The following is a 25,312-nucleotide window of genomic DNA, read 5'->3' on the forward strand; positions in this document are numbered from 1 at the left end:
TTGTAAAATATTACCATTTTGTTATAATCCTTTTACGATTATATCGGCTGGGAGGTGGATTAAAAATAATTTATAGATCATTTTACGTATGCCTTATTACCCTTGGTATAATTTTGGCTTTTGTGCACCCCTTACGGCTTGAAACTATTTCTGCCCAGGATTACGAAACCCCAAGCGAACAAAGTGAAACGGTTTTCATGTCGGCAGTTAGGAATTTTAGATTGCTGTCATTATTGTTGGGCGACACTGTGTACGTTTCTGATTCGATTTACCCGGTAGTACGTAAGGCGGATACCTACCAGGAGGCCATAGATTACTTAAGTGAAGGATTTACGACTGATTTAGCTGACACTATCGTCAATTTTTATTTTGCCTGGGATGAAGAAATGCAAAAGCTGGTAGTAATCCCCACCGATTCAATCCCTATGATCACCGAAAAAGACCGCCGACAGTGTACCATCGTATTTATAAGTCCGTATCATGCCGTGGTCCAATCCCTGTACCGGGACTGCTATGCACAAGATGACATCTATACTTATACGGTACACTTGCGAAAAATAGGGGTTAAGTGGCAGATCAGTGAGTTAGTACTGGAGGAAAGCGAGCAGAAGTTTTAAACTATTGGTTATTAGCCAGAAAGTCTGCTGCGTACTGTTATAAATTGATGGCAGCTATGATCAAACCCGCTATGATGAGGATAATAATGAGAACCAACAGCAGTTTATTAATACCCTGATAAGAGACGCGCAGAGGCTCGGACTCTGGCTTTTCCTGCCCAGATATCTGTGTAGGGGAGAACACCTGCTCAATCGGTTGATTAGCAATAATCTCCCGCGCTTCTTCTATTTTCGAGGCAGGAACGTATATATTATAGCTGCCGGTTGATTCTCCCATTATAAAGGTAGGTAAGCGGGTATAGGCAGATTCCTTTTTCAGAACCGGTATATCGTATTGTTCCAGCAAGGAACTAAGGATCTCCAATTCATAGCCTAAACCGGTATTTTTAAGAAATATCCATTCTTCAGCGGAGGGTTTTAATCCCATTTATATCCCTCACTTTGTTTCATGCTGCTAATGACAATTAAAATAAGGCGTTTATCCCCATTATCATTACGTTGCTAAGTTTATTTTATCTCTTACATCTATTTATCTCCAGCTAAATTTTTTTCTACAGAAAAAGAGTCAGCCCAAAAAGCCGACTCCAGTTATACTCCTTATCAGCTACTTTGATAGCTAAAACACATACTCTCATGATCCAGGTTGTTTAAATCATCACATGGCCAAACCTGAATGGAGTTTAGTTTACACATATCATTTTGATAATGGATACAGTCATTTACCGAGCAAGCAATTTTTTGATCAGTTTTCATCGTTAAAACCTCCTTAGTTACCGTTTTCAAAATTGGAGCACAAGGTTTTGTGGTCAGACTGAACCCGACTCCCAACATCAGATATTTTAATAGCCTTGAGTTGACAGGAATTTTCATTGCCATTATGTTTGCACTGGGTCACCATACAGTTGATTTTTTGACTATTCAAATAATATCCCTCCAATCATCATATCAGTGATGTTTAATATCTCTAGTTTGTACTTAACGCGTTAAGTATATACCCGGAAATTTCCCAACAACCGAAATAGCTCCTGTCCCTGCGGGTACTACCGATTTAAACTTCGTTCATAGTTTAGGTTGCCCCGTTATCCGCGTCTGTTAAAAAAACAGAAAAAAAATTCCTGACTATATCAGGAATTTTTTTGTATGCATATGGTGGGCGATGACGGGCTCGAACCGCCGACATCCTGCTTGTAAGGCAGGCGCTCTCCCAGCTGAGCTAATCGCCCGATGGTGACCCCTAGGGGACTCGAACCCCTGTTACCGCCGTGAAAGGGCGGTGTCTTGACCGCTTGACCAAGGGGCCGTAATGGAAGTTGGATGTCAGAGGTAAGAGGTCGGAAGGTCTAACATACTTCTCTTTATTATCTCTGATCTCTAACTCCTGTATCAGCAAGCCTTGCATATATCGGGTCAATTTACCCGACTACTAATTCAGGCCTCTGACTTCTGATTTGGTGGGCCTACCAGGACTCGAACCTGGGACCAACCGGTTATGAGCCGGTAGCTCTACCAACTGAGCTATAGGCCCGGGATACTTTAAAACCCCGCAAGAGATAGTATATAAAAATTTGTTGCAAAGGTCAATACTATAACTCATTAGGATTTTCTATCAAGTAAAAAGCGGTAGCCTTTAAGGGTTACCGCAGTAATTTACAATGGCTCCCCGAGTAGGATTCGAACCTACAACCCTCCGGTTAACAGCCGGATGCTCTACCGTTGAGCTATCGAGGAAAGACCCAACGAAAATTATTATATAATCATTTGCAACTGGTGTCAATAACAGAATACAATTAATTTGGGTTTTTGACCAGCTTTTTTTAGGGTTATTCGATATAATCTTTCAGCTTTTTGCTACGCGAAGGATGCCTTAGCTTCCTCAATGCCTTGGCCTCTATCTGTCTTATTCTCTCTCTGGTTACACCGAATTCCTGACCTACTTCCTCCAAGGTTCGCGGACGTCCGTCATCCAAACCGAAACGCAAGCGCAGCACCTTCTCCTCGCGTTCCGTCAGGGTGTTTAAAATGCCATCCATGTGTTCCCGAAGCAAGACAAAGGAAGCTGATTCCTCCGGTGATTCGGCATCTTCATCGGTAATAAAATCTCCCAGATGACTGTCATCCTCCTCGCCGATGGGGGTTTCAAGGGATACTGGTTCCTGGGCAACTTTCATTATCTCTATTACCCGGTCAACCGGTATGTCCATTTCGGCTGCCACTTCAGCCGGAGTGGGTTCCCGGCCCAGAGTCTGTAAAAGACTTCTTTGTACACGGGATAGCTTGTTGATGGTTTCCACCATATGAACAGGAATTCTTATCGTCCTAGCCTGATCAGCAATGGCCCGGGTGATGGCTTGCCTGATCCACCAGGTGGCATAGGTGCTGAATTTAAAGCCTTTACGGTAATCAAACTTCTCCACGGCCTTCATAAGACCCAGATTGCCTTCTTGGATCAGATCCAGGAAAAGCATGCCTCGGCCGACATATCTTTTCGCAATGCTGACTACCAACCTTAGATTCGCCTCTACCAGCTGCCTTTTGGCCTCCTCATCTCCGTTTTCTATCCGGTGGGCCAATTCAATTTCTTCTTCAGCGGTTAACAGGCGTACTCGTCCTATCTCTTTTAAATACATACGCACCGGGTCGTCTATTTCAATACCATCGGGTACAGCAACTTCCTCAGCTTCAACATTCTCAGGCTCAGTATCTTCTGACTCCGGATCTGGCTCCGAGCCTACACTTATGCCCAGAGATTGCAAATGCTCAAAAATATCATCAATATAGTCGGGTTCTAACTGATATGCCTGCAACTCTTCAGTTATTTCCTCATAGGTTAAATGTTTCTTTTTTTTGCCTTTTTCGGCCAGGGCTACTATGGTATCAGCTAATTTACGATCTGCTTTCATGACTATATCCCCCCTTCCCGGGCGCTGTTTATAAATTTATCTAACTTGAGGACAAAGGTTAGTACGTTGTCAAAATCGCCGTTATCTTCAAGCTCATCTACTTTGTTTAAAACATTTTGCCAGATAGCTTCGACTTTTTTTTGCTCAACCCGTTTGATGTATTCTTCCACTTCCCTGGATTCATTAGGATTTATCTCATCCATAATCATAGAGATCCGGGCATATACCGCTTCCAGACCTTCCTCCGTCACCGTGCGGCTCATCGCTTGCATTTTTGGCTCGCTTCCTCCCTGTAGTAATTGATCATATAGATTGGCCAGGGTTTTATAATCCGGATTGGCAAAGAAATTAATACCTATCCTTTCCTTTATGGTATAGAATACATTTTCATCACTAAACATCATTGCCAGGATTTTCTCCTGCATACCATATTTACCGTATCTATTATTATCCCTTATAATTCCAGTTTTATTCCTGCCGGTGCGGGCCTTTTGCATATATGAACCCCGCCTAAATTCTTTTTGTACGAGATTTTCCTCAATGCGCAGCTTCTGAGCCAGCATCTTAATGTAATGGTCTTTTTCAAGTACATTGGCAACGCTGTTGATATCATCTTTCATTTGGTTGATTATATTAATCTTGGCATCCAGATTCAGCACTTGACAGGAATTAATATATCTATCCAACTTAAATTCTATGTGGCTACATTTATTATTCTGTATGTAGTGTAAAAAACCCTCCTTGCCAAGTTTATCCAAATACTCATCGGGGTCTTTCCCCGCTGGAAGAGGTATGACTTCGACTTTTAAGCCCTGCTGCCGGAGCACATCGATGGCTCTTAATGTTTCCCGTTGCCCGGCTTCATCCCCGTCATATAAAATCACTACCTTTTCTGTATATCGGCGTAATAATAAAGCCTGTTCTTCCGTCAAAGCTGTGCCGAGTGAAGCTACCACTTGAATTATCCCAGCCTGGTGGAGTTTTATGCAGTCCATATAGCCTTCTACTAATATAGCTTCGTTGGACAGGCGGATCTTATCCCGGGCCTGGTTTAAGCCATATAAATTCTTTCTTTTGGCAAAGATCTCCGTCTCCGGTGTATTTAAATATTTGGGCTGCACATCCCCCAGGGCACGACCGCCAAAACCAACAACGTCACGGTTATACAGGCTTATTGGAAAAATGATCCGATCACGGAATAAATCGTAATACTTGTCTTGATTGTCACTACGCTTAATCAGTCCTGACAATTTCACATAATCAAGAGAATGTCCTTTTTTCGAAAGAAAATTTTCCAGGTTGTTCCAATCGTCAATAGCATAGCCTAGTCTGAAATTTTGCATACTTTCCCGGGAAATGCCACGTTGTTCAAGATATTCACGGGCTTTTAAGCCCCGGTCACTCATTAAAACCTGGTGAAAATAATCAGCCGCACTATTGTTAACCGCAATAACCTGTTTATGTTTATCGACTGTTTTTTTATCCCGGGTGTGGATAATTTCCACGCCGGCTTTAGCTGCTAATTCTTCCAGGGCTTCTCTGAACTCCAGACTATCCTTTTTCATAATATAGGAAAAGATATTGCCCCCCGTGTGGCAGCCGAAACAATAAAACATTTGTTTATCGCGACTAACACTAAACGATGGTGTCTTTTCCTGGTGAAAAGGACATAGCCCCCAATAGCGATTGCCTCTACGGGTTAAATTAACAGATTCGGAGATAAGTTCAACAATATCAAGCCGGGATTCTATTTCTCTAATAATCTGTTCATCAACGTAATTTACCATTATTCACCTACAATTCTATATCCACCAGAAAAAACCTGCCAAGTTTTCGAAAATTGTCACAAATAGTTCTAGAGGCCCGGTTTTTTGTCGTCCAAATCGCCCCCGGGCGACTGTGGCGTATATGGAACCAGAGATTGGGGAACATATATATCCTCAAACAAGGAAATGCAATAGGCGTCACTCATTCCGGATATATAATCAACCACCGCGGTTTCCAGCCCTTCTTCGTCAGCTATCTGCTGATACAGCGGACTCATTCGTGCGGGGAATTTTTTGTAATAGTTAAAAAGATGTTCAATAACAAACATTGCCCGCCGTCTTTCTGCCTGACAAACAGATCCCCGATAAATAGTTTCAAACATAAACTCGCGTAAACCCCGTAAGGCCTGTTCAACTTGCGGGCCAGGTTCCACCCTTATCGGCCCGTCCTTTTGCATAGCCTGGCGGGTATGATAAATCGTGTCGGTTACCAAAGTAGCTATCCTCTTGCTGTGGGTCTCACCTAGAACTTTCAGATATTCTTGGGGAATCTGCTCAAGGGTCAGTAGCCCGGCCCGAATAGAATCATCAATATCATGCTGAACATAAGCGATTTTATCGCTCAGACGTATAACCTGACCCTCCAAGGTATAGGCAAGATTTTCGTCTCCATATCCGCTATGATGCAAAACTCCGTCCAAAACCTCAGGACTTAGATTCAGCCCGCTTTTACCTTTATGCTGCTCCACCCGGGTCAATACCCGAATGCTGTTTTCATTATGGCGAAAGTGTCCTGTGACCAGCTCATTTAAAATCTGTTCGCCGGCATGAGCAAATGGGGTATGACCGACATCATGACCCATCGCCACCGCTTCAATTAAATCCAGGTTGAGGTTTAATCCGGCTCCAATCGTCTTGGCGATCTGGTTGACTTCCAGGGTATGGGTAAGCCGGGTTCGATAATGGTCTCCCGGAGGGGCTATAAAAACCTGGGTTTTATGTTTAAGACGGCGAAAAGATTTGGAATGAATAATCCGGTCCCGATCCAACATGAAGCAGGTTCGGATGGGGTCAGGTTCTTCCTCGACAGCCCTGGGTCGGGCGGTAGCAGAGAAGGCAGCCAGCGGATGCAGGATACTGTTTTCACGTTTTTCAATCTCTTCCCGGATGTTCATTTCTTTTCGCCTCACCCTTTAGACAAAAAAACCTTAGCCCCAAAGGTTAAGGATTTTTAAATATAAAAAGCAAAATCCCCTTTTGCCGCTTGGAAACCAAGAGCTTTGTTATGTTTGCTGTGATTAGTTAAACGCAGGACTTAGATCAGCTTGACTCGCGGAAAATAACTGTTCCGGAATCACGCAACCGGTGGTATCTGCGCTTCCTTTTGCCTTGAGGACATTCGTAAGCTAATTCTTAAAAAAAGCCCCAAATGGATTAATCAATCTGTCAAGCAAACATCAGTTCACTCCGATATCTTTCTTAATACTACACGCTCTACCTGAAATCCTTTATTTATACTTTTTTTTGCACTAACATAATTTAGCATAAAAAAGGGGCTGACCTTTACCTCGCCCCGGTCAGCCCTTTTTTCTAAAATCTTTTAAAAAAATTTATTTGTTCTTCAAAGCGGCCTGAGCGGCTGCCAGGCGAGCAATAGGAATACGATAGGGAGAACAGCTTACATAGTCTAAACCCAGCAGATGACAAAACTCTATGGAACTTGGTTCACCGCCGTGTTCACCACAGATACCCATAATTAAATCATCGCGGGTACTGCGGGCTTTTTCGACTGCAATCTTCATTAAGGCCCCCACACCTTTTCGATCCAGAACGGCAAAGGGATTATCCTTAATAATCTTCTTTTCCAGATAAACGGGAATGTATTTACCCTCAGCATCATCCCGGCTAAAACCTAAAGCGGTTTGGGTCAGGTCATTAGTTCCAAATGAGAAAAACTCTGCTTCCTGGGCTATTTCATCGGCTACTAAACAGGCCCGGGGCAACTCCAGCATTGTTCCCAAGGTAAAATTCAACTCGGTCTCTTTTTCCTGCTTAATCGATTCATATTCTGCCATAATTTCCTTCTTTAAAAAGAGAAATTCGGCTTGATCCATAACCAGGGGAATTTCGATTTCTACCAAGGTTTCGATACCTTCCTGTTTAAGCAGTACCATGGCTTCAAAAATAGCCCGGCTCTGCATGATATATATTTCCGGGTAAGTCAGACCCAGCCGACAACCGCGATGTCCCAGCATAGGATTTACTTCAGCCAGCTTATGAACCTGTTTGAGCAGTTCTTCTTGGGCAAATATTTCTGAGGCGGGGGCATGGTTATGTTTCATTTCAACAAGTCCCAACGCCAATGATTCATGACTAGGCAAAAATTCGTGCAGGGGCGGATCCAAGAGGCGGATACAAACCGGGAACGGTGACATGGCCTTTAGAATGCCGTAGAAATCTTCCCGTTGGAAGGGCAGCAACTTGCCTAAAGCGGCTTCCCGATCCCTTAAGTTTTCCGACAAGATCATTTCCTGAACCGCCGGCAGACGCTCCTGGGCCATAAACATATGTTCAGTCCGGCAAAGTCCTATTCCCTCGGCTCCAAATTCCCTAGCCCTTCTGGCATCCTCCGGGGTATCAGCATTAGCTCTAATCGCTAAACGCTTGTTCTCATTCGCCCAGTTTAAAAGCGTGGCAAATTCATCGGATAAAGTGGGTTCGATCATGGACACTTCACCCAGCATTACATTGCCGGTGGCTCCATCAACCGTAATGATATCCCCTTCCCTTACCACCTGATTGCCAACGGCAAACTGATTGGCGATGGCATCTATTTTGATGGTTTCACAACCACAGACACAGGGTTTTCCCATGCCCCGGGCAACGACTGCCGCATGAGAAGTCATTCCCCCGCGGGAGGTTAAAACCCCCTGGGCATAAACGATTCCATGAATATCGTCCGGAGTCGTTTCATTGCGAACCAGAACTACCTTTTCACCGGCTTCACCCATTTTTTCAGCTAAATCGGCATCAAAAACCACTTTACCGCAAGCGGCACCGGGGGAAGCAGGCAAACCTTGGGCAATAGCTTCCAGCTTTACTGAAGTGTCTATCTGTCTATGTAAGAGTTGATTAATCTGTTCAGGATCTATCCGCATAAGTGCTTCATCGATCGTAATTAAGCCCTCATTTACCATATCCACTGCTATTTTTACTGCAGCCCGGGTATTCCTTTTGCCGCTGCGGGTCTGCAGCATATACAGTTTGCCCTTTTCCACCGTGAATTCAATATCCTGCATATCACGGTAGTGTTGCTCCAGTTTTACGCAGGTATCCACAAATTGATCATATACGCCGGGAAGTTCTTCCTGGAGTTTGGATATAGGCATCGGAGTGCGGATACCAGCCACAACGTCTTCACCCTGGGCATTAATCAGGAATTCTCCATATAGCAGCTTTTCTCCCGTGGAAGGACTTCTGGTAAAGGCGACCCCGGTTCCGCAATCATCGCCCATATTACCAAATGCCATACATTGAATATTAACAGCCGTACCTATATCATCAGGTATTTTGTTAATCCGCCGGTAGACAATGGCTCGCTGATTATTCCAGGAATCAAACACGGCTTTAATCGCGCGGTATAACTGATCCCTGACATCCTGAGGAAACTCATAGCCCTTTTCTTTTAAAACGATAGCTTTATACTCTTTAATGATTTCCTTCATCTCCGGAGCGGGTATTTCATAATCAAATATAAGGCTTAATTTGCGTTTATACTTCTCCACGACTTCCTCGAAGAGGACATGATTGATTTCCAGTACAACATCAGAAAACATCTGAATAAAACGCCGATAGCAGTCGTAAGCAAATCTTTCATCACCTGTTAGGTCGGCTAGTCCCTGTACTGATTCATCATTTAAACCCAGGTTAAGTATGGTATCCATCATACCGGGCATGGAAACAGCGGCTCCGGAACGAACCGATACCAGCAGGGGGTTTTCCTTGCTGCCAAAATGCTTGCCGGTTTTTTGTTCCAGCACAGTAAGTGCTGCGAATGCATCCTCCATTAAACCGGACGGGAAGCTGCCCTTAAGATTCTGATATTCGTTGCAGGCCTCAGTGGTTATGGTGAAGCCCGGCGGCACCGGCAGCCCGATACGGGTCATTTCAGCCAGATTGGCACCTTTCCCCCCTAAGACATTTTTCATATCTGATTTTCCTTCTTCAAACAGGTAGATGAATTTCTTGCTAGACATTGCTTAACCTCCTATAGTATATTTCGAGTATTTTGCTGGCAGTTTCCTCTACCGCCCGGTTGGTAACATCGATAACCGGGCAGCCCAATTTTTTCATGATCCGGTCGGAAAATTCCAGTTCTTCCAAGATCCTATCTTCATTGGCGTAGCTGGCCTGTCCCGTCAGCCCCAGGGTTTTTAATCTCTCGGTGCGGATATTGTTTAACTGTTCGGGATTAATGACCAAACCGATCAATTTGCCCCTTTCTACCTTGTACAGTTCTTCCGGCGGTGCTACTTCCGGCACCAACGGTACGTTAGCCACCTTGATACGCTTATGGGCCAGGTACATGGAAAGGGGGGTCTTTGAGGTTCTGGATACGCCTACCAGGACAATGTCTGCCAGATTGATGCCCCGAGGATCCTTGCCGTCATCGTAGCGTACGGCGAACTCAACTGCTTCTATCCGCCGGTAATACATTTCATCCACCTTGCGTAAAAGACCCGGTTCCAGTTTGGGTTCCATATGGCTTGCCTGTTTAAAGGCATCAATAATCGGACCCAAAATATCAATACAGACTACCCCGGCTTTGCTAGCCTCAATTTCGAGAAATTCGGCCAGTTCTTTTACAACCAGGGTATAGGCAATCATAAAATGATGCTGGGCTGCCTGATGAACGATTTCTAGTAAAATGCTCTCATCAGAAATATTAGGTATGCGCCTGATTTCCATATTTCCGGAGTTAAACTGGCTGGCGGCCGCTCTGACTACCATTTCGGCGGTTTCCCCAATGGAGTCGGAAACTATGAAAACCCCGGGCAGATGTTCTGTCAATATCGAAACCCCCTCATTATTTACACGCCAGATCGAGTAATAGCCTGGCGATATTGGTTTTCGTCACCCGTCCAACTACTTCATATTTTTCCTCATTGTTGGTTCCAATAAAACACTTGACCACCGGCAGACTATCCACTTCATGTTCTACGATTTTTTTAGTTACCTCCACGACCATATCATCCACTGTGGCGGTAATAATATTAGGCATACGGGTCATAATTACACTTACCGGCACTTTATGAATATCCGCCTGTCCCAGAGTGGTTTTTAACAGGTCTTTGCGGGATACTATACCGTTTAGATAACCCTCGTTATCCAACACAAAAATACTGCCCGTATCCTCTACAAAAAGTGTAACAATGGCATCGTAAATACTGCATTTTTCTTTCACGACTACCGCCATGGACATAATGTCTTTTACCCGGTATTGCCTTAATAACTTGTCAATTTTATTGGCCATCCCATCGGATTTATATGTATAACCTACCCGGGGTTTGGCATCCAAATAGCCGGACATGGTCAGAACCGCCAGGTCGGGTCGTAACGCAGCACGGGTTACATCCAGCATTTCGGCAATATTTTCGCCGGTTATGGGTCCATGCTTTTTAACAATATCCAGTATTTTCCCTTGTCGCTCATTTAGTTCGATTAGATTCACCACCCAATTATGCTATACTTTTTGGGTCAATCAGAATTAATTATATACACTATTGTCGCTAATAATATCATATTTGCCAATACCCTTTTTAATTAATTTAACTTAGAAAAATCAGCCACCGAATTGCAGAGTTCGGCAATACCTCTTAGCATCCCCAAACGGGCGGCTTTAAGTTTTTCATCTTCCACCATAACCATAACCGCAGTGAAAAATTGATCAATATCAGCCCTTAATTCCGTTAAAGTTGTCAGGGCGGCCGGATAGTCTCTTTTAATTATATTATCGTTTACACTTTCTTTTACCTCAAAATAATGTTGATAAAGTTTTTTCTCACTTTCATCAATCATTACCTCCGGGTCTACTTCGGTGCTGTCCCATTTTTTAGTAAGATTGTGGGTGCGATTATATACGACCATAAAATCTTCATACCGATCAGAAGCCTTAAATTCCTGGATCACCCGCATGCGTAGCTGCACATCGCCCAGATCTGACACCGGCAAAGCCAATACGGCATCAGCCACATCATGCGAAAACCCTCTTTCCAGCATAACCCCTCGTAAACGCTGCCAGATAAAATCCATTAACTCATTACTGATCTCATCTCGACTGCCTTCGGTTTCAATATCTGTTAAACCCTTAAAGGCCTGATCGATTAACTTTTTTAAATCGATCTTTAAATTAAGATCCAATATAATATTAACGACTCCCAGGGCCTGACGGCGAAGTGCATAAGGATCTTGAGATCCGCTTGGTCTAATGCCGATGGCAAAACAAGCCGTCAGGTTATCAATCCTTTCAGCCAGAGCCAGAACGATGCCTATCGCCGTAGTCGGCAAACGATCTCCGGCAAAACGGGGCAGATAATGCTCCAGGATAGCTTCTGCAACCTCGGATTTTTCCCCACTGTGCAGCGCATAATAACGCCCCATTATGCCTTGCAATTCCGGGAATTCATAGACCATATTGCTTAACAGGTCAGCTTTGCACAGCCGGGCTGCCCTATCGATAAGATCCACTGAACCTAGATTTAATTCCTGGCCAATATAAATAGCCAATTTCTTTAAGCGTTCTACTTTGTCGGCCACACTGCCAAGTTTTTCATGGAACATGACGTTGGCCAGACCTGTTGTCATATCTGCCAGGGGATTTTTAGTATCTTCCTCCCAGAAAAACAAGGCATCCTCCAAACGGGCCTTCAGTACTCTTTCATTACCGGCCCTGACAATATCCAAACTGTCTTTATTTCCATTTCTTACTCCTATAAAGAAAGGCAACAACTGCTTGTTTTCATCAAAAACCGGAAAATATCTTTGGTGCTCTATCATACTGGTGGTCAGAACTTCGGGCGGAATATTAAGATATGATTCAGAAAAACTACCTCGAAACGCACTGGGATACTCAATCAGGAATGATACTTCCTCCAGCAATTCTTCATTTTCCATGGCGATACCTCCCGCCTGCTGAGCCACTTCCTGTACCTGTTGCCATATTATGCTGCTTCTTTCGTTTTGATCCACGATAACATACTGTTTTTTAAGCAGTTTAAAATAATCAGCGACACTGTTTACCGTTATGGCTTCTGGGGCCAGAAAACGGTGCCCATAAGTGATGCGGTCACTTTTAACGTTTTCCACCTGGATACTGATTATATCTTTTCCATAGAGCGCCAAAAGCCATCTAATCGGTCGGGCAAAACGGGTTTGGTAATATCCCCAGCGCATAGATTTAGGGAAAGACAGGGAATGGATAATATCTAGCAGAATTTCCGGGAGAATAGCTTCACTGCTGACCCCAACGACCTTTTTAACGGCAAATACATATTCCACTCCGTCAACAGCCTGGATTTGCAAATCATCTACCTCTATTCCCTGGGCGCGCGCAAATCCCAGAGCGGCTTTAGTGGGTTTATTATCCTTATCAAAAGCGCTGGTCTTTTTAGGACCTCGGTTTTCAACTGTGGTATCGGGTTGTTTTTCTTTAAGACCCTTAATGTTTAGCACTAAACGCCGGGGGGTTCCCAGGGTATAAACCGCACTATAGTTTATTCTATTTTCAGTCAGTTTTTGTTCGGCTAATTTTTTAAAGTCATCCAGGGCTTTGCTCATAAAAGCCGAAGGCATTTCTTCCACGCCTATTTCCAGTAATAAATCACGGCTCATTAACCCTCTACCTCCTCGTTCTTTAATAGTTCCTGTCTGAGTTTTTCATCTTTTATAAGGGGGTAGCCCAGACGCTTTCGCTGTTGCAGATATTCCTTAGCCACAATGCGAGCCAGATTACGCACCCGGGCAATGTATCCGGTCCGCTCGGTGACACTGATAGCTCCCCGGGCATCCAAGAGATTAAATAAATGCGAACATTTTAAAACATAATCGTAGGCCGGCTGGGGCAGATGCTCCTCAGCCACCCGGCGGGCTTCTGCTTCACAAAGATTAAACATGGTCGTCAGGGTGGATACATCTGCTACCTTAAAATTATAATGCGAGTAGTCTACCTCGGACTGGTGGTGAACATCTCCGTAAGTAATTCCTTCCACCCATTCCACATCAAAAACGCTGTCCCGGTTTTGAATATACATGGCAATACGCTCAATACCGTACGTTATTTCCGCACAGACCGGATGGCAATCTAAACCACCGAATTGTTGGAAATAGGTAAACTGGGTAATTTCCATCCCATCCAGCCACACTTCCCACCCCAGCCCCCAAGCTCCCAGGGTAGGCGACTCCCAGTTGTCTTCCACCAGGCGGATATCATGTTTTTCAGGCTCAATCCCCAACTGGCGCAGACTTTCCATATATAGTTCAATGACATTATCAGGAGAAGGCTTTAAGATTACCTGGAACTGATAATAATGCTGTAAACGGTTGGGGTTTTCACCATAACGGCCATCGGTGGGCCGCCGGGACGGTTCCACATATGCCACATTCCAGGGTTCCGGCCCCAGAGATCGCAAGGCGGTAGCCGGATTCATGGTACCGGCTCCTTTCTCCATATCATATGGCTGCTGAATGATACAGCCCTGTTTGCTCCAGTATTCCTGAAGCCTCATAATCATTTCCTGAAATGTCAAAATTGTTTCCTCCTTTTAAAGGTTTTATAGCATCAGATAACACGGCACATTTAATTATGAACGATGTTCATATCAGTAGTACCCGCAGGTTTTTTAAGCGGAAGCTTTAGCTTCTGGTGGGAAGAAGAGCTTCTCCAACCGTATCCCGCCAGATTTTCACGCATGGTTGTAGCCTTGGGCCGGGTTATATGGAAAATAAAAAGGCCCGTATCCAAACAGGGACGGGATCAACCCGCGGTTCCACCCTGATTGGCACGAAGCCCACCTTAAAAAACCAGGTTTTACTCACCTTAAGACTTGTCAGTCTAAACGGTTTTCCTCCTGACACTCCAAAGCGCCTTCAAAAAAGCCCTTTACCGGTTTTCAGCTGCCCCGGCTCTCTTTGTAAGGGTTGTTTCTCTACTACTCTTTTTCATTGTATTTATATTAAATTTATAATAGTTTAACAAGCCGATAAGTCCTTGTCAATTTGGAAAAACCATGTTTTTTTTCATTAGACTTATCGTGTTTTTAGTTTTAAATCGTCTGTCCAGATGGTATTCAAGATATTTTTCCAAGAATAGCTCGAGTTGTTTGAGTCCGGCCGGGCTGGCTTTAATGCGGTTGACTGCCTGCAGGTTTCCTTCCGTCATAAAACGCAGAAGACCTAGGGTTTCTCCGCTAAAGACCATCTGATACTCATTTTCCCGGCTGCAGGACAAACAGGTTAAACCACCCTCGGCCAGGTCAAAAAATATCTTTTTGTCAAGCTGCTGACCACACTTAACACAATGCCTAAGTACCGGTTGGTAGCCCAAATGAACCAGCAGCTGGGTTTCAAAATATCTTATATAAAGGGGATTTAATTCCTGCTCATTAATTGCCTTTAGAACATTTATTAAGGTATGATATAAACCCGGCAGCGGTACGTGTTCCAAAAGGCTTTTATCCAAAAGTTCCATTAAATATAGGCAATGCAAGGCCCGCTCCAGATCCTGCCGGGAGTTGCCGTAAAAATCAAGCAGTCTGCCCTGAGTAATTAAATCCATTTCTCGGCCGCGATTTAGGTACAAAAAGGAATGACAAAAAGGCTGCACACAGGAACGCAAGCTACTCTTGGGCTTTTTTACCCCTTTGGCTATAGCTTTTACCTTGCCGTCTTTCTCGGTAAAGATGCTAAGCAGCTTGTCACTATCCTTAAAGTCCCTCGATTTTAAAATAACTCCCCGACTCTGGTAATACAAATAATCCCCCCTTTTAATAGACGCAGATTACGCGGCAGGATATATACACCAAGGGGAAAAAATATAGTAATTCCAACCCTACCTATCAATGATTATATCCTTTGGGTACAACATTAGGTTAGCTAAAATTGCTTATTAACCTTTTGACCTGCTGACAGGGGCCGTAATTTAGAAATTTACTTCTAATAACTGTGTTAATCCTAAAAACCTTATTATCTATGTCTTTTTGCACCGCGAAGATCCGTGTATATCTGCGTTATCCGCGTCTATAATTTCCATATTAGATTACTGGTTTTTACGGGTTCGTTTACCCTTTCCGCGGGGCGGGATAGTTTTTTTTGCAGGGTTTGAATAAATCTGTCTGCTTTCTCGGTGGTAATGCAGCCATAATCAAAGGCTACATTTATTTTTTCTATTTCCTCAAGCCCCAGTTGGCGGCAGTTTTTTATCAATATATCTAGGTTTTGGACATTAGCCTTATTAACGTAGATAAACATTTGGGAATTACATTTACTGATGTGCGGTCTGGCCGCTGGAGTAATATTTTCGGGGCGGGCGGGGGAAAAATCTAAATGGGACAAAACCTGCTCGGTAATACCTTTTAAAGAAGACTCGGTTTTAACCAGCCGCCAGCGCGATACGGTTACTAATACGGCTGGAGAATGGCTCTTCTCTAAGAGCTGCCGCAATTTGGACACCTTTATACCATCCCGCATATAGCCATGGGTCGCATAGCCCTTATAAACAGGAACAATAATCAGATCCGGAGCCAGACCCAGGGTTGGCAGGTGATGACCGCCATCAAATATGACTGCCCGGTAAGCTTGCTTGCGCAGGCGGGGCAGGGTTTGAATGCCCTCCGGGCTGCTATGCCAGTTGTCCAGGCCGGAACATTCTACCAACACCTGATTATCCGTACGCAAAAAATTTTCTATCTGTTGGGCATAGCTGTTACTTTGATGGGGCAGGATCACCGTTATACGTGCCTGTTTTAAATCGATGTTCATTTTCCTAAGGCCTGGGTTATACAAAACCCTAGTATCATCATGACCCAGTTGGTATTTGCCATAAATATTTACCAGATGGTTATAACCCATTTTTTTTATTACTTCCGAAGGGTTATTCAATAACAATAACCCATAAATGCCCAAACAAGCCAATACTATTATAACGATTTTTTTCTTCATCAAAAAGGACGCCCCTTTAATACGACAAAACCAGGTTTTTGAGCATGTACGCTGCTGCAGATTGCGTATTGTTAATGAAAAATTTAATTTCCCCGGTGGGGACTACTGCTGCTCCCTAACGGTCGCAATTAAGGTTGCCCCTTTCCGGGACTACTGGTGCTCCCTAACGGTCGCAATTAAGGTTGCCCCTTTTCGGGACTACTGGTGCTCCCTAACGGTCGCAATTAAGGTTGCCCTGTAAAACTGTGTTTCATTAATCCGCTTTATCTGCGTCTGTTAAGAACTGTTTTCCTGCTAACGTCCTCCCCTTAAACTCTCCTCCACGATAGCGGCTGCGCTGCTACTGCCCAGCCGGTCTGCTCCGGCTGCAATAAACTGCCGGGCTTGCTCCAAATTCTTAATACCTCCTGATGCCTTGATTTTTAAATGGGGCGGGCGACAGGACATAATGGTTTCAATATCCTTAAGACTGGCCCCTCGGTAGGCAAAACCGGTTGAGGTCTTGATAAAATCCGCTCCCGATGCCCCTATCAGGTGCGTCAGGCTGATCAACTCTGGGGTTTGAAGGAGGGCCGTTTCTACGATGACCTTTAAAACAAAATCCTTTTGCCTTTTTAGTCGAACCAGGGCCTGGATTTCTTCTTCTACACATCTTAAATCACCATCTTTTAAGGCGCCCAGGTTAATCACCATGTCCAGTTCATCCGCCCCCTTTTCCAGAGCTGCAGATGCCATATACTGTTTGACTTTAAGACCCTCGGCGCCTAGCGGAAAACCGATTACAGTACATAGTTTGACCCCGCTGCCCTCCAACCATTCACGAGCTTTACCAACCCGGTAGGGCAATACGCAGACAGCCGCCATTTTATACTTGGCGGCTGTTAAACATAAATCTTTTATTTCGCCGACAGTTGCCTCCGGCTTCAGATTGGTGCTATCCATATAGAGCGCGATATCCATTTTTTCTCCTTTAAATATGAACTATAGGCCGGTAGTCAAAAATATAATCATATTAATGGTGCCGGTTAGAGCCGGTAGCCCAACTGGTTGAGGTTGTTTTCGTTGTCGCGCCAGTTCTTTTTGACCTTCACCCACAGATCCAAATAAACCGATGATTGCAACATCTTTTCTATTTCCAGGCGGGCCTGTTCCCCAATTTTTTTCAGCATTTGTCCGTCTTTGCCTATAACAATGCCTTTTTGGGAATCACGCTCAGTATGAATAACGGCCCGGATATAGACCTTGTCCTGAGCCTGGGTTTTAAACTCCTCAACATTAACGGCCAAGGAGTGCGGTACTTCATCACGCGTTAAGAACAGGGCTTTTTCCCTAATCAATTCGGCCACTATAAAAGAAACCGGTTGGTCGGTCAGGTCGTCTGCGGGATAATAGAGTGGTCCTTCTGGCAGATACGCAAATGTTTTCTCCAGTAACAGGGAAACATTCATTTTCTGGCAGGCGGAAATAGGTATACATTCGGAGAATTTAAACTCACTTAAAAAAGCCTGGGAGAATTCCTTGATTCTCTCCTCATCAGCCAGATCAATCTTGTTTATCAGCAGAAAAATCGGCACCCGGGCGGACTTTAACTCATTAATTATATACTGTTCACCGGCTCCAAAAGGACGTGTTACATCAGTCATGTAATAAATTAGATCCACCTCATCCAGGCTACGGGTAGACACCTGCATCATATACTCCCCCAACAAATGTCTGGGTTTGTGTATGCCTGGCGTATCTACATAGATAACCTGACCTTGCGGGCAGGTATATACACCCTGAATCCTGGTCCGAGTAGTTTGAGGTTTATCTGATACGATGGCAATTTTTTCACCTACTATAGTATTTAAAAGGGTAGATTTGCCTACATTGGGTCGACCCACTATGCTTACAAAGCCTGATCTCACTATACAATTCTCCTTAAGATGGATACGTATTTTTTCTCAAACCAAGTCAACCCCTAACACGCATCCGTTAATTCTGCTTTCCAGGACTTTCAGCTTATTGTTTTATGACCTGACGGTATCTGCGATTATTTACTGCCTGGAGCTGTCTCCTCTAAAGGGTGAATATCTGTGGAAACAGGTCTTTCAGGTCATATATCTTATAATTATCTGCCGCATTGGTGCAGATTACCTTAATATCCGCAGAAAACTCAGCCAATACCTGCAGGCAAGCTCCGCAGGGAAAAATATAGTCTTTTTGGCTTGCGCTGATAGCTATACTGCTAAATTCTTTCTCACCGGCTGTGACCGCTTTAAAAACCGCGATACGTTCTGCACAAACGGTTAATCCGTAAGACGAATTTTCCACATTGGCACCGGTATAAATCTCCCCGTTTTTGGTCAACAAAGCCGCTCCTACCTTAAAATTAGAATAGGGGGCATAAGCATTTTGTGAAGCTTGCCGGGCCGCACTTATTAATTCTGCCGTTTCCATAATAATTCCCTTCCGGTGTTGACACACGCCTTAAAACTTCTTCAGTAGATAAGGCCCAAATACCAATATACCAACGATAACAGCATTCACTGCGGTAAACAGCACCGCGCCAGCCGCCATATTCTTTGCATGTTTGGCCAGGGGATGATACTTACTGGTTATTAGATCAACGGTTTTTTCCAAGGCAGAATTTATCGTTTCAACCGTTAAAACCATAAATACACATATAAATATCATAACCCATTCGTGCCGATTTATCCCCAGCCAAACCCCCGTTAATATTGCTAAAACTGCTGCCAGCAGGTGAATTCTCATGTTTCTTCCGCTGACTACAGCATAACCTATGCCGTCTAGGGCATTTGAAAAACTATCCTTAAGACTGCGTCTGCCCATCTATTGATTCTACCTCTCTAGTTTAGCTGCTTGCAAGATCTTTTTCTCCAATTGTCGCATTACTTTTTCTTCCTCTTCGTTTTCATGGTCATATCCCAGCAGATGCAACATGCCATGGGCCACCAGGAAGCCTAATTCCCGCTCAAAACTATGACCGTACTCCTTCCTTTGTTCATCCGCCTTTTCCAGGGAAATGACGATATCCCCCAGTACATTTAATTCATCGTTGAAGGCAATATTGGGCTCACCTTCAGATAACTCATTCATTGCAAATGAAAGTACATCGGTAGGCTCATTTAGTTGCCTGTAAATAAAATTTAGTTCTTTAATATAGTTGTTATCAACCAGCAATATACTTAACTCGGTATTAGGAGGAATACTGCTCAATTTGGTAAAGCTCTTAACAACCCTTAGAATAACCTGCTGCATTTCTCTGTTATAATTAATCTTATCCTGCTGGTTAATTATCATCGTTTCCATAGTGTTCTCTCCTTTTTGTCAACTCGTCAACTATTACCTCCGGATATTCGATACGTTTATGGTAAACGCCTTCCAAAACCTTGCAGAAGGTTCTGGAGATCACATCCAGATCTTTAAAGGTCAGATCACACTCTTCCAGTTGACCATCATCCAGCTTGTCCTTAATAATTTTACGTACCATTTCCCGGATTTTTTCAGTATTTAAATCCTGCATGGAGCGAACCGCCGCCTCAACCGAATCAGCCAGCATTACCAAGGCTACTTCCTTGGTTTGAGGTTTAGGCCCCTCATAACGAAAACTATTTTCATTAATTTGTCCTTCGCCATCATCCTCCAGGGCTTTGTTATAAAAATATTTAGCTAAACTGGTGCCGTGATGTCCAGTTATAAAATCAGTGATTAGACTGGGCAGATGTCCCTCCCGAGCCAATTCCAGACCATCTTTTACATGCGAAGTAATAATTAAGGCACTTAAAGCCGGGGCAATCTTGGCATGAGGATCAACATTGCCCCGCTGGTTTTCAACAAAGTACTCGGGACGCTTGATCTTTCCTATATCATGATAATAAGCTCCGGCTCTCACCAGCAAAGGATTGGCCCCTACCGATTCAGCGGAAGCCTCTGCCAGATTACCTACCATCAGACTATGATGATATGTACCCGGGGCCTCTAAGAGTAAACGTTTTAAAAGATCATTATTGGGATTGGACAGTTCCAGCAATCTTATCATACTGGTTATAGAAAAAGCCGATTCCAGATAAGGAATTGCTCCAATCATTAATATAGCCGATAACAGACCACTGATAGTACCGATGATTATGCTCAGCAGAGCCAGATTTAAAGAAAAGTTGCCGGTTATAATAAACAATGTCAAAATACTAACTATGTTGGCTACTGCCAAGTGCAGGCCTGATTTGGCCAAGTCGGAAGTCTGGCTCAGCCTTGATACCCTGTAGACACCGACCGTCCCGCTCACAAAAGCGACAATGGCAAAAGACAGTTGGTTGCCTCCGGTCAGCATGCCCACATAAATAGCCATTATCATAGTCAAAAAATAAGCCAATTTATCATCGAGCAATATCGCGATCAACATGGCGCCGGCGGCGACCGGAGCCAAATAACCGGTCATGGCATTTACGCCGGGTCGATTGCCAATTTCAATAATCGTCAGAAAACGGGTTAATAAAATCGTAATGATAAAAATTAAACCAATCAAAAGCATCTGCTTTTCATTGTTATAGATGTCGGCATTGTATCGTTTTAAATACTCCACAACCAGATAAAAGCTCAGCAGAATAAAGAAAACCAGCCCCAATAAGGTAAACGGATAACTTTTGCTACGCTGAATCCCCAATTGTTCAAGGACAGAGATCTGCTCGGCAGTCACCCTTTCCCCTTCGCGGACGATTATTTCCCCGGCCTTGACATTTTTTTGTACCGGTTTTACGCTATCCTCAGCTTCCTTGCGAGCTTTTTCGGTTGCCTCCTGATTATAAATCATATTGGGCCTAAGTACATTTATACTCAGCAGTTTTACTATTTCCTGGGCCTGCGGGGCAAACCCCAACTGGTTTGACTGCTGGGCTATCTCTTCATAAACTGAATCCAAAGCCTCCTCGGTAACGGGTTTGTCCATCGCCATAGCAAGCATGTCGTTAGTCGCCTGCTCCATCTGCTGCAGATCATTCGCATTGGCATTCAGCAGGTATCGGCTAAGTTCGGAGGGATTCATATTACTAAACTGTGAGCCGGTAACAAAGATCCCTTTGAGCAGTTCTTTTAAGCGCTGTTGCCCGTCAGGAGGAGCATTGTTTAGAATATCGTTGACATTGATGAAAAAACTTTTGGCATCGTTGCGGGCATTCGTAAGGGCGTATTTATCTTCCTGATAAGCCTTTTGAACCCGAGACACTGCCTGCTGTTTAAGTTCCGCAGTCTGTTTTTCATCGACTACAACCGCATTAATATCTGACACGATATCCCGTTTGGCTACCTCATCGGTATGCAGCATAACCTGCTGGGGACTAAAATTACTAAAGAGTATGAGGAGTACCATGGTAAAAAAGCAAAATAAGTACACCCCTTTTCTGATCCGGGGGTTCTTCCAGAGCTGGCCTGGGTTGTCGAAAAAATACTTGAAGAAACTGGATGGCTTCATAGTTTATAAACGCTCCTTAAAACTCCCGTATAATCTGGGGCAAAGGGAAGGCATATAACCTTCACCTTCCTGCACTTTTTTGGGCATTTTTACTCATAAGCCTCATAAGCATTGACAATCCTTTGTACCAGGGGATGCCTGACGACATCTTCATTGGTTAAATATTCAAAGGAAATACCTTTTACCTGGGAGAGGATATTTTGTATTTCAATCAAGCCGGAATGATCATCCCGGGGCAGGTCTACCTGTGTTATATCACCGGTAATAACCATTTGGGAACCAAACCCCAGACGGGTTAAGAACATTTTCATCTGCGGAGGGGTAGTGTTTTGAGCCTCATCCAGAATAATGAAGGCATTATTTAAAGTACGCCCCCGCATATAAGCCAGTGGTGCAATTTCAATTACATTTTTCTCCAAGTAGCGCTGGGCCACCTCTACTCCCAGGATATCAAACAGCCCATCATAGAGAGGACGTAGATAAGGGTTTACTTTTTCAATCAGATCCCCCGGCAAAAATCCCAGCTTTTCTCCGGCCTCAACTGCAGGTCTAACCAGGATGATGCGCTCCACTTCTTTATTGCGCAGGGCTCTGACGGCCATAACGACTGATAGATAGGTCTTGCCTGTCCCAGCCGGGCCAATCCCAAATACTACATCATCCCGCAGAATCGCCTGTATGTAGCGTTTTTGGCCAACGGTTCTGGCTTTTATTGCTCTGCCCCGGGCAGTGGTTATTATCGTTCCGGATACAATGTCCTGATGTTTGGGTTTATCCCCCTTGGTCAGCAGACTGCTGATATAGGTTATATCATTAATATTCAGGCTTTGTTCATTTTCAACGATGCCAACCAAACTGTTGATCAAATCCAGCGCATAATCAACCTCTTTTTTATCACCGCGGATGTATATTTCTGAACCTCGGGCAACAATATCGGCTGAACATATTTCGGTCAGGAAACGAAAGTTTTCATCACCGGTTCCAAAGAAAATGGCAGCTTGCTGGTTGTCCTGAATTACGACTTTTGCTTCCTTGTCGGCCAAACAATAATCCTCCTGCAACAATTATTTTCTGATAATTATAGCATACCGAGGTCTTGATTACTAACCTGGCACTCAGCTAAATCCTATAAAACTTAAGGCCAGTCACAACCGGTCTGTTTTTGTATTTTTTTAAAAAACCACACAGACCACCTTGCGGGTACTACTGCTACTCCCCTTCAATCAACATTGCCGGGTGATATAAGGATGCCGCACAAATCCACGTTACCCGCATCTATTAAGATTCAATTCTTCGCATTCATTTCGGCCAGGTTAAACGGCTGAGCTTTTGATATATCTTCAATACCTTCCACAGATACTTTTACCCTGGCTATTGAGTCACTAGGGGAGGACAATATTTGTACATGCGAATCAGTGATTTTTACACCGGCTTGCATTTGCCGGCTTAGTTTTTTCACTCCTAACTCCCGCGCTACTTCTACGGCCTCTTCAGCACTGTAGCTTACTACCTTAATTTTTTGTTCCAAATAATCGCGTTTATCATACCCCCATTTACCAAGCGGCGTAGATAACAACTTTTGCTTTTCTTTCTTTTTAAAAAGGGCAAATTGGGTGGGATCATGCCTTTTTAGGCAGATTTCCTTCCAGGGGGTTATAAAAAACAGTGCACTTTGTTTGCGCCCGGTGTAAACTTTGCTCTCCTGCTTTAAGTAACATTCACCGTAGCCTTCATACCATATACGGGCTTTAACGGTTCCTCGGGCGCGCACCGGATATGGTTCCAGGTTAGGCAAAGGAGTATTTTCATCCATGCTATAGGGGGCGGGAGGAAATACGATGCCTGATATAAGGATATCCCCCTTGCCGACAACTTGACCAGCCTGGACATTAGCCTGACCTTCCAGCACCAAAACATCGTCTATAACGCCATCCTTGGCAGCTATTATATGGCAGGGACCGGTAATATCTTCTTGGGGCAGAATCTTCTCCACTACTTTAATATGCACTTTTACCCCGCGAACTTCGCACTGGACATAGGATAGCTGAGGCAGATCCCGCAACATGGATTGTTCAACATTGTTACAGACAAAATTCCATTTGGCAGCACCGCGATACATTCCATGCCGGGCTGCAGAAGTCAAAATCTTTTGGGCATTAACCTCTTTATTTCCGCTTAGTTGAATAAACCAGACAAAAGAAGACATCAGATATAGAGTTATAAAAAAGAAAGCTGCTCCGCCTAGAAAGCCCAGACGACCCTTAATAATTCTTTTATAAAACGGCCAACCTTCCTGAGATACAACCTCTATGATAAATTCATTCTCCTCAGCCAGGCTTTGCAAGGCCTTAAATCCACTGGTTCTAACCCTAAGCTGCAGATTCTCGGTGCGCCATTTAATATCCCAGATATATATTCCCCGACTTAATGCCATATTAATAAGCCTCTCCGGGTTTTTCCCTTTTAGCCGCAGAGTCATTACTCCCCCAATTTGGTCAAAGAACCTATTAGCCATATTCACCTCCGCTATAAATCCCGGTATTAATGGGAAAATAGATACTAATAAAGCAGATTAAAAGGATTTGCCATAAACGCCGATAAAAAAGTCCGCGTAATCTTGATTATCTTAACGTTGAACAGCATCTGAAAACCTTTTGGGGGTAAAGGCATTATTCCCCTAACCCCCTTTTACAGGTGGCTATTCCCTGGTCTAGGGGGTTAATCCAGAAAATTAATGGTGCGCATTTCCCCCCATACTTTCATCTCATCCGGCATGAGTGCTTTTATTTCCAGCCTGTCACCCTGGATCTCCAAAAATCCCCGGCTCAAGTTAATCCGCAGTAACTGGGGTGAATATTCAATAATACCGCGATGGTTTTCCAAGTATAGCTCATTTCTGCCGATAACCGTTATCTTAGGTAAATCCAGCACCAGGTCTTTGGGAATCTCTAAAAAATCTGCCACTACCGTACTTAATGCCTCCCTGCGTTTGTTCATCGCGCCCTCCTGCTCATCTCTTTAAAACTCAAATAAATGACTATCAATGCAAATATATGCTCAGGCAGGTTTGTCCATGCTTATAACCTGTAGTGTCAAAGGGACGGTTCGAGATCACTGAAAAAGTCCATTTAAAGCACAAAAAGCATACCCTCCTGTGGTATAATTTGGTTAGCGAAAACAAAATTAACTAAGGGAGGTATGCTTTTTATGTTAGTTAATAACGTCTTTAGACAAAACAGCTTCTATACCGCATTATACCAAATGATTCCGGATAATCACATACTTAAACAAATAGATTCCGCCATAGATCTTAGCTTTGTTAATGATTTATTAGCAGATAGATAT

The 25,312-nt window shown here is 43.9% G+C and carries 23 protein-coding genes, 4 tRNA genes and 1 other annotated feature; of the genes, 1 reads left to right on the forward strand and 26 read right to left on the reverse strand.

Features of this window, described 5'->3' with window-relative positions; genetic code table 11:
* Positions 1 to 617: hypothetical protein (locus AAV90_RS15295; protein WP_046499525.1), on the forward strand; the 617-nt coding region annotated here is incomplete at its 5' end.
* 37 nt (positions 618 to 654) lie between these two features.
* Here AAV90_RS15295 and AAV90_RS12030 read toward each other — a convergent pair.
* From AAV90_RS12030 to yqfC, 26 genes are all read right to left on the reverse strand, one after another.
* On the reverse strand, positions 655 to 1,044 hold the full coding sequence (locus tag AAV90_RS12030; protein ID WP_046499527.1) for a hypothetical protein: 390 nt from the start codon (positions 1,042 to 1,044) through the stop codon (positions 655 to 657).
* Between the two features lie 173 nt (positions 1,045 to 1,217).
* On the reverse strand, positions 1,218 to 1,370 hold the full coding sequence (locus AAV90_RS15170) for a DUF1540 domain-containing protein (RefSeq protein ID WP_198142853.1): 153 nt from the start codon (positions 1,368 to 1,370) through the stop codon (positions 1,218 to 1,220).
* Positions 1,371 to 1,383: 13 nt separating this feature from the next.
* The gene (locus AAV90_RS14545) at positions 1,384 to 1,539 is read right to left on the reverse strand and encodes a DUF1540 domain-containing protein (protein WP_084691587.1); all 156 of its coding nucleotides are present in this window, start codon (positions 1,537 to 1,539) and stop codon (positions 1,384 to 1,386) included.
* A gap of 225 nt (positions 1,540 to 1,764) precedes the next feature.
* A tRNA-Val gene (locus AAV90_RS12035) sits at positions 1,765 to 1,840 on the reverse strand.
* 2 nt (positions 1,841 to 1,842) lie between these two features.
* Positions 1,843 to 1,917: transfer RNA gene (locus AAV90_RS12040), tRNA-Glu, on the reverse strand.
* A 149-nt stretch (positions 1,918 to 2,066) separates the two neighbouring features.
* Positions 2,067 to 2,142: transfer RNA gene (locus AAV90_RS12045), tRNA-Ile, on the reverse strand.
* A 128-nt stretch (positions 2,143 to 2,270) separates the two neighbouring features.
* Positions 2,271 to 2,345: transfer RNA gene (locus tag AAV90_RS12050), tRNA-Asn, on the reverse strand.
* A 92-nt stretch (positions 2,346 to 2,437) separates the two neighbouring features.
* The gene (gene rpoD / locus AAV90_RS12055) at positions 2,438 to 3,517 is read right to left on the reverse strand and encodes an RNA polymerase sigma factor RpoD (protein WP_046499530.1); all 1,080 of its coding nucleotides are present in this window, start codon (positions 3,515 to 3,517) and stop codon (positions 2,438 to 2,440) included.
* A 2-nt stretch (positions 3,518 to 3,519) separates the two neighbouring features.
* Positions 3,520 to 5,304, reverse strand: coding sequence for a DNA primase (dnaG, locus tag AAV90_RS12060; protein WP_052729771.1), 1,785 nt, complete (start codon positions 5,302 to 5,304; stop codon positions 3,520 to 3,522).
* Between the two features lie 68 nt (positions 5,305 to 5,372).
* Positions 5,373 to 6,458: a deoxyguanosinetriphosphate triphosphohydrolase gene (locus tag AAV90_RS12065; RefSeq protein WP_046499533.1), complete on the reverse strand. Its 1,086-nt coding sequence runs from the start codon at positions 6,456 to 6,458 to the stop codon at positions 5,373 to 5,375.
* Positions 6,459 to 6,893: 435 nt separating this feature from the next.
* On the reverse strand, positions 6,894 to 9,539 hold the full coding sequence (gene ppdK / locus AAV90_RS12070) for a pyruvate, phosphate dikinase (protein WP_046499536.1): 2,646 nt from the start codon (positions 9,537 to 9,539) through the stop codon (positions 6,894 to 6,896).
* Complete coding sequence (locus AAV90_RS12075; protein ID WP_084691588.1) at positions 9,532 to 10,353, reverse strand: pyruvate, water dikinase regulatory protein; 822 nt, start codon at positions 10,351 to 10,353, stop codon at positions 9,532 to 9,534. The genes ppdK and AAV90_RS12075 overlap by 8 nt, the downstream gene beginning before the upstream one ends.
* A gap of 16 nt (positions 10,354 to 10,369) precedes the next feature.
* Positions 10,370 to 11,005 (reverse strand): transcriptional regulator CcpN, encoded by a 636-nt coding sequence (gene ccpN, locus AAV90_RS12080; RefSeq protein ID WP_046499576.1) that lies wholly within the window; start codon positions 11,003 to 11,005, stop codon positions 10,370 to 10,372.
* 101 nt (positions 11,006 to 11,106) lie between these two features.
* Positions 11,107 to 13,173, reverse strand: coding sequence for a glycine--tRNA ligase subunit beta (glyS, locus tag AAV90_RS12085; RefSeq protein WP_046499543.1), 2,067 nt, complete (start codon positions 13,171 to 13,173; stop codon positions 11,107 to 11,109).
* On the reverse strand, positions 13,173 to 14,087 hold the full coding sequence (gene glyQ, locus AAV90_RS12090; RefSeq protein ID WP_046499546.1) for a glycine--tRNA ligase subunit alpha: 915 nt from the start codon (positions 14,085 to 14,087) through the stop codon (positions 13,173 to 13,175). Before glyQ ends, glyS begins: the two co-directional genes overlap by 1 nt.
* 214 nt (positions 14,088 to 14,301) lie before the next feature.
* Positions 14,302 to 14,512: a binding site (T-box leader), on the reverse strand.
* 39 nt (positions 14,513 to 14,551) lie between these two features.
* Positions 14,552 to 15,310 (reverse strand): DNA repair protein RecO, encoded by a 759-nt coding sequence (gene recO, locus AAV90_RS12095; RefSeq protein WP_046499548.1) that lies wholly within the window; start codon positions 15,308 to 15,310, stop codon positions 14,552 to 14,554.
* A gap of 266 nt (positions 15,311 to 15,576) precedes the next feature.
* On the reverse strand, positions 15,577 to 16,500 hold the full coding sequence (locus AAV90_RS12100) for a hypothetical protein (RefSeq protein WP_157609569.1): 924 nt from the start codon (positions 16,498 to 16,500) through the stop codon (positions 15,577 to 15,579).
* 291 nt (positions 16,501 to 16,791) lie between these two features.
* Entirely contained in the window at positions 16,792 to 17,457 is a 666-nt protein-coding gene (gene deoC, locus AAV90_RS12105) for a deoxyribose-phosphate aldolase (RefSeq protein ID WP_046499554.1), read from the reverse strand.
* Between the two features lie 65 nt (positions 17,458 to 17,522).
* On the reverse strand, positions 17,523 to 18,404 hold the full coding sequence (gene era / locus AAV90_RS12110; RefSeq protein WP_084691590.1) for a GTPase Era: 882 nt from the start codon (positions 18,402 to 18,404) through the stop codon (positions 17,523 to 17,525).
* Positions 18,405 to 18,555: 151 nt separating this feature from the next.
* Entirely contained in the window at positions 18,556 to 18,936 is a 381-nt protein-coding gene (cdd, locus tag AAV90_RS12115) for a cytidine deaminase (RefSeq protein WP_157609570.1), read from the reverse strand.
* Positions 18,937 to 18,966: 30 nt separating this feature from the next.
* Complete coding sequence (locus AAV90_RS12120; RefSeq protein WP_046499559.1) at positions 18,967 to 19,329, reverse strand: diacylglycerol kinase family protein; 363 nt, start codon at positions 19,327 to 19,329, stop codon at positions 18,967 to 18,969.
* A gap of 9 nt (positions 19,330 to 19,338) precedes the next feature.
* Positions 19,339 to 19,809 (reverse strand): rRNA maturation RNase YbeY, encoded by a 471-nt coding sequence (ybeY, locus tag AAV90_RS12125; protein ID WP_046499562.1) that lies wholly within the window; start codon positions 19,807 to 19,809, stop codon positions 19,339 to 19,341.
* Positions 19,790 to 21,865 (reverse strand): HD family phosphohydrolase, encoded by a 2,076-nt coding sequence (locus AAV90_RS12130; protein WP_242847562.1) that lies wholly within the window; start codon positions 21,863 to 21,865, stop codon positions 19,790 to 19,792. The genes ybeY and AAV90_RS12130 overlap by 20 nt, the downstream gene beginning before the upstream one ends.
* A gap of 191 nt (positions 21,866 to 22,056) precedes the next feature.
* Complete coding sequence (locus tag AAV90_RS12135) at positions 22,057 to 23,010, reverse strand: PhoH family protein (protein ID WP_046499566.1); 954 nt, start codon at positions 23,008 to 23,010, stop codon at positions 22,057 to 22,059.
* A gap of 242 nt (positions 23,011 to 23,252) precedes the next feature.
* The gene (gene yqfD / locus AAV90_RS12140) at positions 23,253 to 24,482 is read right to left on the reverse strand and encodes a sporulation protein YqfD (RefSeq protein ID WP_046499568.1); all 1,230 of its coding nucleotides are present in this window, start codon (positions 24,480 to 24,482) and stop codon (positions 23,253 to 23,255) included.
* A gap of 203 nt (positions 24,483 to 24,685) precedes the next feature.
* On the reverse strand, positions 24,686 to 24,964 hold the full coding sequence (gene yqfC / locus AAV90_RS12145; RefSeq protein ID WP_046499570.1) for a sporulation protein YqfC: 279 nt from the start codon (positions 24,962 to 24,964) through the stop codon (positions 24,686 to 24,688).
* Between the last annotated feature and the right edge of the window lie 348 nt (positions 24,965 to 25,312).

Source organism: Syntrophomonas zehnderi OL-4 (assembly GCF_000983115.1).
In the GTDB taxonomy this organism is placed as follows: domain Bacteria; phylum Bacillota; class Syntrophomonadia; order Syntrophomonadales; family Syntrophomonadaceae; genus Syntrophomonas_B; species Syntrophomonas_B zehnderi.

What these genes read in the sequence shown, in the direction of transcription:
- AAV90_RS12030 (WP_046499527.1), bottom strand. Translation starts at nt 1,044, where the DNA reads ATGGGATTAAAACCCTCCGCTGAAGAATGGATATTTCTTAAAAATACC.
- AAV90_RS15170 (WP_198142853.1), bottom strand. Translation starts at nt 1,370, where the DNA reads ATGAAAACTGATCAAAAAATTGCTTGCTCGGTAAATGACTGTATCCAT.
- rpoD (WP_046499530.1), bottom strand. Translation starts at nt 3,517, where the DNA reads ATGAAAGCAGATCGTAAATTAGCTGATACCATAGTAGCCCTGGCCGAA.
- dnaG (WP_052729771.1), bottom strand. Translation starts at nt 5,304, where the DNA reads ATGGTAAATTACGTTGATGAACAGATTATTAGAGAAATAGAATCCCGG.
- AAV90_RS12065 (WP_046499533.1), bottom strand. Translation starts at nt 6,458, where the DNA reads ATGAACATCCGGGAAGAGATTGAAAAACGTGAAAACAGTATCCTGCAT.
- ppdK (WP_046499536.1), bottom strand. Translation starts at nt 9,539, where the DNA reads ATGTCTAGCAAGAAATTCATCTACCTGTTTGAAGAAGGAAAATCAGAT.
- glyS (WP_046499543.1), bottom strand. Translation starts at nt 13,173, where the DNA reads ATGAGCCGTGATTTATTACTGGAAATAGGCGTGGAAGAAATGCCTTCG.
- deoC (WP_046499554.1), bottom strand. Translation starts at nt 17,457, where the DNA reads ATGGATATCGCGCTCTATATGGATAGCACCAATCTGAAGCCGGAGGCA.
- cdd (WP_157609570.1), bottom strand. Translation starts at nt 18,936, where the DNA reads ATGGAAACGGCAGAATTAATAAGTGCGGCCCGGCAAGCTTCACAAAAT.
- AAV90_RS12120 (WP_046499559.1), bottom strand. Translation starts at nt 19,329, where the DNA reads ATGGGCAGACGCAGTCTTAAGGATAGTTTTTCAAATGCCCTAGACGGC.
- ybeY (WP_046499562.1), bottom strand. Translation starts at nt 19,809, where the DNA reads ATGGAAACGATGATAATTAACCAGCAGGATAAGATTAATTATAACAGA.
- AAV90_RS12130 (WP_242847562.1), bottom strand. Translation starts at nt 21,865, where the DNA reads ATGGTACTCCTCATACTCTTTAGTAATTTTAGTCCCCAGCAGGTTATG.
- yqfD (WP_046499568.1), bottom strand. Translation starts at nt 24,482, where the DNA reads ATGGCTAATAGGTTCTTTGACCAAATTGGGGGAGTAATGACTCTGCGG.
- yqfC (WP_046499570.1), bottom strand. Translation starts at nt 24,964, where the DNA reads ATGAACAAACGCAGGGAGGCATTAAGTACGGTAGTGGCAGATTTTTTA.